Annotated in this window: 10 protein-coding genes; 2 read left to right on the forward strand and 8 right to left on the reverse strand. The window is 69.1% G+C overall.

The features are described 5' to 3' along the window. Positions 1 to 29: 29 nt before the first annotated feature. The 3 genes from FB453_RS25465 to FB453_RS25475 all read right to left on the reverse strand — a co-directional run bounded on the left by FB453_RS25465 (position 30) and on the right by FB453_RS25475 (position 3,390). Complete coding sequence (locus FB453_RS25465; protein ID WP_145794239.1) at positions 30 to 1,730, reverse strand: cellulose binding domain-containing protein; 1,701 nt, start codon at positions 1,728 to 1,730, stop codon at positions 30 to 32. 174 nt (positions 1,731 to 1,904) lie between these two features. Beyond that, entirely contained in the window at positions 1,905 to 2,840 is a 936-nt protein-coding gene (locus tag FB453_RS25470; protein WP_145794241.1) for a hypothetical protein, read from the reverse strand. Positions 2,841 to 2,955: 115 nt separating this feature from the next. Further along, positions 2,956 to 3,390: a hypothetical protein gene (locus tag FB453_RS25475; RefSeq protein WP_145794243.1), complete on the reverse strand. Its 435-nt coding sequence runs from the start codon at positions 3,388 to 3,390 to the stop codon at positions 2,956 to 2,958. 210 nt (positions 3,391 to 3,600) lie between these two features. Here FB453_RS25475 and FB453_RS25480 point away from each other — a divergent pair, with 210 nt between their 5' ends. Further along, complete coding sequence (locus FB453_RS25480; RefSeq protein WP_145794353.1) at positions 3,601 to 4,428, forward strand: SAM-dependent methyltransferase; 828 nt, start codon at positions 3,601 to 3,603, stop codon at positions 4,426 to 4,428. 71 nt (positions 4,429 to 4,499) lie between these two features. Here FB453_RS25480 and FB453_RS25485 read toward each other — a convergent pair whose 3' ends face one another. Next, entirely contained in the window at positions 4,500 to 5,024 is a 525-nt protein-coding gene (locus tag FB453_RS25485; protein ID WP_112734322.1) for a MarR family winged helix-turn-helix transcriptional regulator, read from the reverse strand. A 144-nt stretch (positions 5,025 to 5,168) separates the two neighbouring features. On the opposite strand from FB453_RS25485, the gene FB453_RS25490 reads away from it, so the two are divergent. Further along, positions 5,169 to 7,448 (forward strand): LLM class flavin-dependent oxidoreductase, encoded by a 2,280-nt coding sequence (locus tag FB453_RS25490; RefSeq protein ID WP_145794245.1) that lies wholly within the window; start codon positions 5,169 to 5,171, stop codon positions 7,446 to 7,448. On the opposite strand, the gene FB453_RS25495 is transcribed toward FB453_RS25490, so the two are convergent. The 4 genes from FB453_RS25495 to FB453_RS25510 are packed head-to-tail and all read right to left on the reverse strand — an operon-like array spanning position 7,445 to position 12,698. After that, the gene (locus tag FB453_RS25495; RefSeq protein WP_145794248.1) at positions 7,445 to 8,155 is read right to left on the reverse strand and encodes a DNA alkylation repair protein; all 711 of its coding nucleotides are present in this window, start codon (positions 8,153 to 8,155) and stop codon (positions 7,445 to 7,447) included. The two genes, FB453_RS25490 and FB453_RS25495, sit on opposite strands and share 4 nt — an antisense overlap. Positions 8,156 to 8,176: 21 nt before the next feature. Next, on the reverse strand, positions 8,177 to 9,169 hold the full coding sequence (locus tag FB453_RS25500) for an alpha/beta hydrolase-fold protein (protein ID WP_145794250.1): 993 nt from the start codon (positions 9,167 to 9,169) through the stop codon (positions 8,177 to 8,179). A gap of 15 nt (positions 9,170 to 9,184) precedes the next feature. Continuing rightward, the gene (locus FB453_RS25505; RefSeq protein WP_145794252.1) at positions 9,185 to 11,236 is read right to left on the reverse strand and encodes an N-acetylmuramoyl-L-alanine amidase; all 2,052 of its coding nucleotides are present in this window, start codon (positions 11,234 to 11,236) and stop codon (positions 9,185 to 9,187) included. Between the two features lie 19 nt (positions 11,237 to 11,255). Further along, positions 11,256 to 12,698: an FG-GAP repeat domain-containing protein gene (locus FB453_RS25510; protein ID WP_145794255.1), complete on the reverse strand. Its 1,443-nt coding sequence runs from the start codon at positions 12,696 to 12,698 to the stop codon at positions 11,256 to 11,258. Positions 12,699 to 12,837: the final 139 nt, after the last annotated feature.

Genomic DNA, 12,837 nt, shown 5'->3' on the forward strand with positions numbered 1-12,837 from the left:
GTCGATGGTGCTCGTGGCGAACGAGGTGTTCAAAGGGTGAAGACGAGCGTGGAGATGCTGCGGGCGCCGACGTTGATGGTGGCTTGACCGCCGTTCACGCTGGTCGGCTGGCTGGCCGCGTTGGCGTTCTGCGAGGTGAGGTAGTGCTCGGCCCGGCTGACGTTCTGCGGGGCCTGGATCACGGCGTTGTTGACCGCGCTGTTCGAGCGGTTGAGGATCACCAGGGTGATCTTCCCGTCCCCCTGGTAGGCCGTCACCTCCAGCGGTGAGGCCTTCGAGCTCTTCGTCAGGGCGACCCGCTGGTAGCCGGGGCGGACGTACTTCGCGTACTGCGAGAAGGCGTACCCGCGCTTGAGCGGAGCGCCCGCGACGGTGCCGAACGCCGACTCACCGTCACCGATGAAGGAGTAGTAGCGCTTGCCGTACCACCAGATGTAGGCGTTCCAGTTGGCCTCCATCGACTTGTGCACGGTGCGCATGATGTCGTCGAGGGTCTCGTTCCAGACCGCCGCGTTGGCGGGGTTGCCCCAGATGTTGGAGCCGCCACCGTCGGCGGCGTGCAGGTTCCACTCGGTCATCCACACCGGCTTGTTGTGCTGTTCCGCCAGCGAGTACGGCCGCAGTCGGCCCGACTCCTCGGTGCCGTACAGGTGCCCGCCGACGTAGCCGATGTTGTTGCGGGCGGTTGCGTCGTTGAGGGTCGGATCGGTGTAGCCGTAGTTCATGTTGACCGCCTCGGCCACCATCAGCTTGGTGTTCTGCACCTTGGTGCCCTGGTCGCGGACGAAGGTGCGCAGCTCGGTGCCGCTCCAGTCCATCGAGTCGTAGTCCGGGTGCCAGTCCGGCTCGTTCTGCACCGACGTGACATCGATGGGTACGCCCTGGCCGCGCATGTACTGCACGTAGCTGTTCAGATGGTTGGCGTAGTCGTCGTAGTAGTCGGTCCTCAGCTTGCCGCCGTTGACCCGGCTGTTGTTGGTCTTCCACGCCGCTGGCGCGGTCCAGGGCGAGGCGAGGATCTTCACGTTGGACCCGTACGACTTCGCCGTCTTCAACGAGTTCACGTGCGTCGCCCACTCGCTGGATTCCGGCGACAGGCCGGTCCGCACGATGGAGAGTCCCAACTGGTTGGCGCCCATCCCGACCAGCGTCTGCGTGTCAGTCGTCGACCAGGCGCTACCCCAGATCGACTGCGCGGCCCCGAACCCGTCGACGGTCTGGTACCTGGTCGCGCTGTTCACCGTGATGTCCGCCGGCCCGTTCGGCGGCGGGGTGGTGGGCGGCGGGTCCGTCGGTGGCGGGGTTGGCTCTGTGCCACCGGTGCAGCCCACCCCGTTCAACGCGAAGGTGGTCGGATCGGGGTTGCTGCCGGTCCACGAGCCGTTGAAACCGAAGGAGACAGTCCCGTTGGTCGGGATGGCCCCGTTGTAGCTGACGTTCTTGGCGGTGACGGTGGTGCCGCTCTGCGTCAGCGTCGTGTTCCACGCCTGCGTGACGGTCTGTCCGGCGTTGTAGTTCCAGGTCAGCGTCCAACTCGTCACCGCGTCGTCGAGATTGGTGATGGTGACGTTGGCGCCGAAGCCGCCCTGCCACTGTGACGACACGCTGTACTTCACTGAACAGCCGGCGGCTGCGGCCCCCGCTGGCATCGCCACGGCGACCGCTGCCGACGCGAGCAGGACGGCGCCGGCCGAGACCACGGCGGCGTTCGTCACTCTGCTTCTTCTCATGAAACTCCTCCTGGAGTGGTGGTGGCTTCCACGCCTCGGGAGGGCTCGTCTGCGGCGAGATTCAGCGATGGTGTGGGCGGCTGAAAGTTGGGAGCGCTCCCAGGTGGTGGTTCCAGAAAGCTAATTCGTATAACGAATCCTGTCAATGCAATCGGCCTCGGCGCAGTGGTGCCGTCATCGGCCGCAGGCGCCGCACTGCCCGCGAGTGCGCAGGTGGTAGTCGGTGGACCCGATCACCAGGCCAACCCCCATGACGAGGTACGCCGACATCGCCACCCACAGGAACGCGTCCGAGAACTCGCTGTGCGAGCCCGACGTCACCTGCACCATCCCCATGCCGAAGTAGGCCACGATGCCCGCGCCGAGCCCGAAGCCGGGCACCAGCAGCAGCGGACGAGGAATGGTGCGCCCGGCGAGCAGCGGCACCCACCCCGGCCAGACCTCACCCCAGTGGTACACCAGCGCCAGTGGCAACAGCACTCCGGCCAGCACCAGGCCGATCTCCAACCCGAGCAGGGACGCGCTCTGGTCGACGCGGTCGAACCCCACCACGAACTGGGCCGCGAAGCGGGTCACGAGACCGCCCACAGCCGCCCACGCGGCCCAGCGCGCCCACCGCGCGGGTGCCGAGCGCCGCGTACCCGGTCGGATCGTCCGGCAGCAGGCTGGGCAGTCGCCCCGGGTACGCCGCTGATAGCGCGCGGAGGTCAGGGCGAGCAGTACCGCTCCGGTGACACAAACGAGCCGGCTGACGAACGCCAGCGGGTCGAAGAACGGGCCGACGGTGAACAGCAGGAAGCCCACCAGCTCCGGCAGCAGGATGGCGGCTGCCGCGACCAGCGCTCCGGCGACAGTCCAGGCGAGCCCCGCAAGCGCCGGCCGCCAGGTCGCCACCCGGTCCAGGGCAACCGCCAGCCCGCCCGCCGCCGCACACAACGCCACCGACCACCAACCGGTGAAGCCGAGCAGGTCCAGCCCGAGCCGCCCGAACTCCGGAGCCTCACCGACCGTCCAGGCCAGACGCACGCCCCCGTATGCCACGGCCCAGCCGAGCACTGCGTACGTCAGGCCGTGAACGCTCCGCCCGACGATCCGTGTCGATGTCGTCATGGACCGATCCTGGCGGCGTACCGGAGTGGGCGGACCCCGCTGACAGGGGACGTCACTCCCTCGCGCGAGGGATCGGCCTCACCGTGAATGCGAGGAACAGAGCGGGAACTGCCTGCTATCCGGCGTTCCCCGCTGCCTGTTCGTGCGCCCGGCGCAGGATCGCCTCCGCCTCCTGGCGGGCGGCGCTCACCGTCTTGTCGGCGTCGAGCCGCGCGGCGTTGAGGTGATCGTCGGCCTGCTCTTCGGCGAGTTTGAGGATCTGCTCGACCTGGGTGCCCAGACCGTTGAGCGTGGGTCTGTTCGCGTTCCGTCGCTTTCGTTCGGCGACGTCCGCTGTCCCCGTTGCCGTTCGGTCGCCGGCCGGCGCGTCGCGGTCGACCAGGCCGTCCCCCACCAGATCGGACTCCGCCGAGCCGATCAGGGAGAGCCCGATGCCGAGCGCGGCGACCGCGACTCCGAGCCAGACCGCAACCGGTCCGAGGGCTGGACCGACCGCGACGCCGACGCCCAGCCCGAAGAGGGCTGCCGCGGTCTTGACCGGCTTCGCCATTGGGGTCCTCCTCGGGTGGTACGGGACAGGGGTTTGCGGTTCCAGCATGGCGAGTGAGTCAAGCAGGGCGGGTCGTCTGTGGAGGGACCGGGTGTGGTGTGAATCCTCGGCCTTCTATACCGTGGCACGGTCACGGGTGGCCACTTCCTCGACCGGGCCGTCCCGCGACGACGTCGCTTACGCGTTCGACATGGGGGATTAGTCGTGACCATGGAATCGCCGACGACCGGCCGGCCGGAGGCCGGTGAGGCCGACGTTCAGCAGAAAATCGACACGTCGGTGCCGCATTCGGCGCGGATCTGGAACTACTGGCTCGGTGGCAAGGACAACTTCGCTGTCGACCGCGAGGCCGGGGACCAGTATCGCCAGGTCTTCCCCGGCGTCGTCGACGTGGCCCGGGCCTCTAGGCAGTTCCTGGTGCGCTCGATCATGTTCCTCGCCGCCGACGCGGGCATCCGCCAGTTCCTCGACGTCGGCACCGGGCTGCCGACCGCCAACAACACGCACGAGGTGGCCCAACGGATCGCCCCGGACGCGCGGATCGTCTACGTCGACAGCGACCCACTGGTGCTGGTGCACGCCCGCGCGTTGCTGGTGGGCGCGGCCGAGGGCAGGACGGCCTACATCGACGGCGACCTGCACGACCCGGCCGCGGTCATCGCCGAGGCCGGCAAGACGCTGGACTTCGCGCAGCCGATCGGTCTCATCCTCAGCGGCGTCATGGGTCACGTGCCCGACTACGAGGCGGCCCGTTCGATCACCCGGCAGCTGGTGGCGGCACTGCCGAGCGGCAGTTACCTCTCGCTGAACGACGGCACGAGCCTGATCAGCGCCGAGATGCAGCAGGCGCAGGACGACTACAACGACAGCGGCGCGACCCCGTACACCCTGCGCTCTCCCGACGAGATCGCCGGCTTCTTCGACGGCCTGGAACTGGTCGAGCCCGGCGTCGTGCCCTGCCCGCAGTGGCGGCCGGACGACGCGGTCGACACGCCGGCTGACATCGACGCCTTCGGCGGGGTGGGCCGCAAGCGCTGACGCTGTCCTGCGGCGGCGGTAGTCACCAGGGTGGGTTGTTCCTGGTGACTACGCCGCCGCGCGGTACGCGGTCAGCCGGATTGGTCGGCTGGCGGAAGGACGCTCTGCACCGCCACGCAGGGGTCCGTGGCGGGTGCGGCGGCGTGGATCGCTTCGGCGGCCCGGGCGGCGAGGTCGCGAAAGACCTCGCGCTGCTCCTCGGGTAACCCACCCAGCACGTGGTCCTCGGCGTGGGCGACCCGCCGCTCGGCCTCGGCGAGCGTCTGACGTCCGCGTTCGGTGGCCACGACCCGTCGGGCCCGCCGGTCCTGGGGGTCAGGCCTGCGCTCGATGAGACCGGCGTTCGCCAGGTCGTCGATGACGTAGGTCAGCACGCTGCGGTCGATGGCCAGGCGAGCGGCCAGGGCGCCCTGCGTGGGCACCTCCTCGTGCACGACGACGGCCAGGATGTGGTAGCCCCGGCTGCCGTGCGGCAGGTCCTTCAGCAGCTCCTCGACGCGCTCGTGCCAGCGGCGCAGCACCATGCCCAGCGACCAGCCGAAGTTCGAGCCGCGCGTGCGGTCGGCCGGCAGCTCGCACGGATCGGTCACGGACATGTCCCGATGCTAGTGGCCGGTGCGTTGATCATGATCCGACATCGCGGCAGCCCAGGAATGATTGGCGGCGAAGATAGGTTGTCTGACAAACGATAGGTACAGAACATGATGGGTTGATCAAACGATCGCGTGGATGGTGAAGCAATGTCGGACTACGGGCATGAACTCCGGTTTGGATCATTCCTGACACCCAGCGTGCACGACCCCGATCAGGTGGTGGCGCTGGCCGAGCTGACCGAGGCGGCGGGGCTGGACCTGGTCACCTTCCAGGACCACCCGTACAACGCGGAGTTTCTCGACACCTGGACCCTGCTGAGTTGGGTCGCCGCCCGCACGGAGCGGCTCCGGATCTCCGGGAACGTCCTCAGCCTGCCGCTGCGCCCGCCGGCCGTGCTGGCCCGGGCCGCGGCGAGCCTGGACCGGTTGTCGCACGGCCGTTTCGAACTGGGCCTCGGCGCCGGCGCGTTCTGGGACGGGATCGAGGGCATGGGGGCACGTCGGCTGACCGCGGGGCAGGGAGTCGCGGCCCTGCGGGAGGCGATCGACGTCCTGCGCGGCGTCTGGGACGACACGGCCACCGGGCCGCTGCGGCTGGACGGGGAGTACTACCCCGTACCCGGCATGCAGCGCGGCCCGAAGCCGGCACATGACATCGACATCTGGCTCGGCGCGTACCAGCCGAAGATGCTGGCCCTGACCGGCCAGAAGGCCAACGGCTGGTTGCCGACGCTGGAATACCTGCGATCTCCGGACCGGGTGACCGCCAACCGGCTCATCGACGAGGCGGCCATCGCCGCCGGCCGCGAGCCCCGGGAGATCCAGCGGCTGCTCAACCTGTTCACTGTCGACGTCTCGTCGCGCAGCCGTGGCTTCCTCCAGGGGCCTGTCGAGCAGTGGGTCGACCAACTCCTTCCGCTGGTCGTCGAGGAAGGGTTCAGCACCTTCCTGATCGGACGCGACGACCCACGCCTCATTCAGACCCTCGGGCAGGAGATCGCCCCCGCGCTGCGGGAGGCGGCCGCCAAGGAGCGCACCGGGGGCGAGGTCGGCACCGGGCCGGTCCGCACGACAGTCGCGCTGGCCGAGCGGCACCCCGGCCTCGACTACGACGCGCTGCCCCCGTCGCTGGCCACCGGGTCCGTCGAGCCCGGTGACCAGGAGTACGAGCGGGTACGCCACTCCTACAGCTGGCACGGCTCGCCGGCCCTGGTGATCCGTCCGCAGAACGCCGCCGAGGTGGTCGACGCCGTGTCATACGCCCGGACGCAGGATGTCCCGCTGTCGGTGCGCAGCGGCGGGCACGGCATCAGCGGCCGGTCGACGAACGACGGGGGAGTCGTCATCGACATGTCGAGGATGAACAAGGTCGAGGTGCTCGACCGGGCGACCCGTCGGGTGCGCCTGGAACCGGGTGCCCGGTGGGGCGACGTCGCCCAGACGCTCGCCCCGTACGGCCTGGCCATGAGCGCGGGCGACTACGGAGACGTGGGCGTCGGTGGTCTCGCCACCACCGCCGGCGTCGGATACCTGGCGCGCAGGCACGGCCTGACCATCGACCACGTCGTCGCCGCCGAGATCGTCACCGCGGATGGCCGTCTGCTCCGCGTCGACGACGAGCATCACCCCGACCTGTTCTGGGCCGTCCGCGGCGCCGGTGGGAACTTCGGTGTGGTCACGGCGCTGGAGCTGGAGGCGTACGAGGTCGACAAGGTCGTCTACGCCCAGCTCGTCGCGGACGCGACCGACACCGCCCGACTGCTGAGCCGGTGGGGCCAACTGGTCGAGGACGCGCCACGGGAGTTGACGAGCTTCCTCTCCCTCTTTCCCGGCCGCCGTGGCAACCCGCCGGCTGCCCAGGTCACCCTGGTCTACGCCGGTGACGACGTCGAGGCGGCGCAGTCCGCCCTGAGCCCGTTCCTGGAGATCGGGCCGATCCTCGACCAGCAGGCACAGCTCGTGCCGTACCCGGCGATCGTCGTGCCGGCGGGCAACCAGCATCGGGGGCAGGGGCTGAGGGACACCCGCAGCGGCCTGTTGCACCACGTCACACCACAGGCGGCCGACCTCATGGAGAACATGATCCATTCCAGCGATGTGATGATCATGCAGGTGCGATCCGTCGGTGGGGCGGTCAACGACGTCGCCCGCGACGCGACCGCCTACCCGCACCGGAAGCAGAACTTCTCGGTACTCGCCGCCACGGTCCCGGACCGCCGGCCCCAACTCGACAAACTGTGGGCCGAGCTGTACCCGTACCTCGACGGGCTGTATCTCAGCTTCGAAAGCGACACCGATCCGGCTCGACTGCTGGATGCCTGGCCCGAGCCCACCCTCGGCCGGCTGCGCGCCATCAAGGCCAGCTACGACCCGGACAACGTCTTCAACCGGAACTTCCCCATCCCACCGGCTGAGCCCCTCGGCTAGAGGGCGCCGGACAGGTAGTCGCGGCGACGCTGCGGTTCGAACTTCTCGATCGCGTACCGAAGCATGACCCGTGGCATGACCCGGTAGCGGCGGACGAGGAACTCCTCCTCCGCCGCTCTGTCCCGGTTGCCCACCTCGCGCAGCATCCAGCCCACCGCCTTGCGAACGAGGTCGTGCGGGTCGTGCAGGAGCCGGTCGCCGAGGCGGAAGGTCCACTCGAAGTCACCGGCCTTGATGAAGGCGAAGGTCGCCATGACGGCGATGCGCCGCTCCCACACGAGGCTCGACTCGGCCAACCGGTCCAGGACGCTCCGGTCCCTGTCGAGCAGCCAGGGGCCGACGATGTACGGCGCGGACGAGTCCACCAGGTCCCAGTTGTTGATGCGGTTGGTGTTGGCCAGGATGGTGTTGAAGATCCGACCCCGCTCCTGCTCGTCGCCCTTGGCGAACTTCCGCACCAGGATGAACAGCGCGGTCAACCGCTCCTCGTGGGCGCCTTCGATGAGCAGCTTCGTCGTCTCGGCCAGCGAGAGGTCGCGCCAGAACCGGGCGGCCACCGTGCGCTGGTCGGGCACTGAGACACCGAGGGCACGGTCGCCCTCGCCGTACCCACCGGGGACCATCTGGAGGAACCGGCTCGACGCCTCGGCTCGACGTGGATCGGCGAGGCTGGCGAGTGCCCGACGCACGTCGACGCTGGTTGCCATGACCGTCGACGTTACCGGGGGTCAGCCGGCGCGGCGTAGGCGTCCGAGCATTCCGTTGAGGTCCTGGACGAACAGGTCGTGGCGGAAGAAGTGCCCACCCGGCACCTCGCGCCACTCGTGCGGGATGCCGGCTCGGGCGAGTGCCCCGCGGAACTCGCGCTGACCGGCAAGCACCTGGGTCTCGTTGGCGGTGTCGAACCAGTTGATCGGGTCGGGGGAGGTCCCGGCCGCCAGGAAGATCCGCTTGTTCTGGAAACTCGGAATGCGCTGGACCGGGTTGTCGGCGTCGACCCGGGCCTCATCCCAGAACGGGACTCCGTAGACGGTGCCTCCACCGAGGTCCAGCGCGGCGGAGGTGGCATTCGCCCAGTGCACTACCAGTCCGAAGTCTCGGCGGAGACTGGCCGGCCCGGAGTGCGAGCTGACCGAGCAGAAGTGGCCGTAGTACTTGGCCGCGTACTTCAGCGCACCGAAGCCGCCCATCGAGAAGCCGGCCACCGCACGCCCGTTGTACTCGGCGAAGGTACGGAAGTTCGCGTCGACCCATGGCAGCAGTTGGGCGATGTGGAACGTCTCCCAGTTGCGGGGTCCGACGAAGCTGGTCACCGGATTGCAGTACCAGCCGGTCGACGCGTCCGGCATGACGACGATGACCTCCCGGCCGGCGGTCAGACCGACGATGTTGTCCTGTAAATGGAAGGTGCGGAAGTCGGCGTTGCCGCCGTGCAGCAGGTACAGCACCGGATACCGCTTGCCGCTGGTGTGGTAGCCGTCGGGCAGCAGCACGTTGACGCCCGGGTCCCACTCGATGGCGTCGGTGGCGAAGCGGTAGTACTGCAGCCGGCCGCCGTTCTCGTTGCGGTCGACGATGCGCAGGCCGTACCCGTCACCGGCGGCCTGGGCGGCGGACGACCCGGCGAGGGCGCCGCCGAAAAGCCCGGCGGCGGCCGCCGCCGCCGAGCCACCGATCAGCCGGCGCCGGCTGATCGACGAGGGCGGGGGTACGTCGAGCATTGGAGTCTCCCTGCGTCAGAGGGTGGTTTCGCCGTTGAGGCCGAAGAAGTCGTGCCATTTGGTGGCGCCGAGGAAGCTGGTGCCGGTGGAGAGGCCGACGTGGACGTCGTTGAAGCTGCCCTTGGTGAAGGCGACGATGTCGTCCTTGCCGTCGCCGTTGTAGTCGCCCAGGTAGGGGAACTCGCCGGGTAGGCAGAAGAGGTCGTTCCACTTGACGGTGGTGCCGACGAACGAGGTGCCGGTGGAGACTGCCGCGTAGACGTCGGCGTCGGCGTTGCAGGTGAAGGTGACGATGTCGTCGCGGCCGTCGCCGTTGATGTCGCCGACGCGGGGTTGTTCGGTGCCGACCGCGAACAGGTCGTGCCACTTCTGGGGCGCGCCAAATCCGCTTCCGGTGGAGAGGGAGACGATCACGTCGCTCGCCGTGAGCGGCCCCTGGGTGAAGGTGATGATGTCGTCGCGGCCGTCACCGTTGACATCACCGAGGGCCGGAAACTCGCCGGCGATGGAGAAGTAGTCGTGCCACTTGAGGCCGGGGCCGAAACCCGTGCCGGTGGAGAGCGCCACGTAGACGTCGGCGTTCGTGTCGTGGGTGAACGCGATGATGTCGTCGCGTCCGTCGCCGTTGACGTCGCCGACCGCACCGACCTCCGCGCCGGGCGCGAACCAGTCATGCCACTTCAGGCCACCGCCGAAGCTGGTGCCGGTGGAGAGGGCCACGTACACGTCGGCAAGGGTGCCGTGGGTGAACGCGACGACGTCGTCCTTGCCGTCGCCGTTGACGTCGCCACTGAGCAGGGTCTCCCCGTTGAGGCCGAAGAAGTCGTTCCACTTGACGGACGTACCGGTGAACGCGCTGCCGGTGGAGGTGGCCACGTAGACGTCGTTGAGGCTGCCCTGCGTGAAGCTCACGATGTCGTCACGGCCGTCGCCGGTGAAGTCCGTCGGTGACCCCGCCAGGTAGCGGCCCCCTGAGCCGCCGGCGTTGACCAGGGAGATGTAGTAGTTCCAGTTCCAGTTCGGCCCGGGGTCGGTGTGGTCGTTGCCGGGCAGCTCGTTGTGTCCCTTGATCGACGCACGGGTCTTCGGCAGCCCGTACTTGTCGCAGAGGTGGCGGGTCAGCGCGGCGGACGACCGGTACATGGCGTCGGTGAACCACGCCGGGTTGTCCACGAAGCCCTCGTGCTCGATGCCCAGCGCGTACGGATTGGCCGAGCGTGCGTGGTAGGCCGTGTCGCCCTCGCGCACCATCTGGGTGATCTCGCCGTTGCTCGACTTCACCACGTAGTGCGCGCTCACCCCCGCCGACGGGTTCTGGAACCAGCTCACCGTGCCGGCGTACGACCCCTGGGTCACGTGCACCACCACAGTGGTTATCCGCGCCGACCGGCCGGCCTGGTAGTTGCCGCCGTAGGCGGACACCCACCGGGCCGGCGCGTACTCCGGCACGGCCGCCGCGACGTTCGCACCGGCGGCGCCCGCGGGGGTGGCCCCCGCGTAGCGGCCGAACTCGGGTCGGAGCGGTCGCGGCTCGACCCGTACCGCTCCGGCGGCGATTCCGGTACGCAGCAGGTCGTAGACGTGGTCGGCGTAGAGCCGGGCCGTCGACGCGTCGACGGCGGCGCTGTAGCGCGCCACCACCGGATACCAGGCGGAGAGCCGGTCGCGTGCCCCGCCGGTCAGCCCTTCGTCGTCGGCCAGGTCGCGGAGCACCGCCGCGCCGCCGCGGATGTTGGCGGAGGTGACCGAGCGCAGGCGGTCGACCGGTTCGCCGGTGAGCGCGGCCGCCCGCTCCAGGCTGTGCTGGGTGGGATTGCTGACCAGGTGCATGACCCCGTACCCGTTGGCCTGACTGGGCAGACCACCGTGCCCGTCCAACCGGGACTCACCGTAGGCGACGGCGACCAGCAGGTCCCGGGGTACGTCGAACTGGGCGGCGGCCCGGGTGAAGTCAGCGGCGAGCGAGCCGGATGCCGCTTGTCCGGCCGCGTCGGCCGGCGCGACCGCGACCTGACCGGCCAGCGCCGCCGCCAGGAAGAGGGTGCACGTTCGCCCGGTCAGTCGCATGAGGTCTCCAATCCGCTGATCACAGCGTCGTCTCGCCGTTGAGGCCGAAGAAGTCGTGCCATCTGGTGGCGCCGAGGAAGCCGGTGCCGGTGGAGAGCGCGACGTGGACATCGTTGGTGGCGCCCTTGGTGAAGACGATGAGGTCGTCCCTGCCGTCCCCGTTGGCGTCGCCGAGGTAGGGGAACTCGCCGGCCAGGCAGAAGTAGTCGTGCCACTTCACTGTGGTCCCGGCGAAGCCGGCGCCAGTGGAGGTGGCGACGTACACGTCGGCGTTGGGATCGCAGGTGAAGGTGACGATGTCGTCTCTGCCGTCGCCGTTGACGTCACCGACCCGGGGTAGTTCGGCGCCCACGGCGAACAGGTCGTGCCACTTCTGCGCGGTGCCGAAGGAACTGCCGTTCGACAGCGCGACGATGACGTCGCTGGCCGTGGCCGGGCCCTGGGTGAAGGTGACGATGTCGTCCCGGCCGTCACCGTTGACGTCACCGAGCGCGGGGAACTCGCCGAACGGGCTGAAGAACTCGTGCCACTTGAGGCCGGCGCCGAAGCCGGTGCCGGTGGACAGCGCGACGTACACGTCGCCGGCGGGGTTGTGGGTGAACGCCACGATGTCGTCGCGCCCGTCGCCGTTGACGTCGCCGACCGTTCCGATCTCCGCGCCCGGGGCGAACCAGTCGTGCCACTTGAGGCCAGCACCGAACGAGGTGCCGGTGGAGAGCGCCACGTAGACGTCGCCGGTGTTGCTGTGGGCGAAGGTGACGATGTCGTCGCGGCCGTCGCCGTTGACGTCGCCGGTGGAGGCGGTCTCGCCACCGAGGGAGAAGAAGTCGTTCCACTTCGCCGAGGTGCCGGTGTAGGAGCTGCCGACGGACGTGCCCACGTAGACGTCGGCGAGGGCGTTCTGGGTGAAGGTGACGATGTCGTCCCGGCCGTCGCCGGTGACGTCCGTGTGGGATCCACCGGCGATGGCGTGGGTACGGGCCGCCTCGTTGAGCTGGGCCCGGGCGGTGGCGGCCGCCTGGTCGTACCGGTCGGGGAAGCCGGACCGCTGGACGCACTGGGCGACCTGGCCCGCGCTGTGTCCGGGGTTGTCGCGGTCGCAGACGATGGCCCGGGTGACGTACTGCGTGCTGGCGTAGACCGGGTCCATGATCTGCTCCGGAGTGCCCCATCCGTAGTCCCAGCGCTGCTGGAACACCCCGAGCGACGACTTGTCGCCACACGGCAGGTTGTTCATGTGTGACTCGACCCAGCCCGCCTCGAAGGCGGACAGCGTCACCTTGTCGTTGGCGTTGTAGGCCCGGGCGACCCGGTAGACGACCAGGGTCACCGCCGGGTCGCGGTTGGCGGGGACGGAGGGGCAGGCCAGGATGCCGACCGGGTCCGCGTGCGCCGGCGTGGCCGGGACCGTCGTGCCAGCCATGCCGAGGGCGACCAGCAGGGCCAGGAGGGTACGTCTCACGCTGCTCCTCGTCGGGTCGGGGATGGTCGACTGATGGCGTCACGAGATCGCCACCGACCGGGAGACCGATTGCTGAGAGTTTCTTCAGGGCGCTGATGGCTGTCAATGTTCTATGAAGAATTCCTTCAATGCATCGTTC

The organism is Micromonospora sp. CNZ322 (assembly GCF_007827755.1).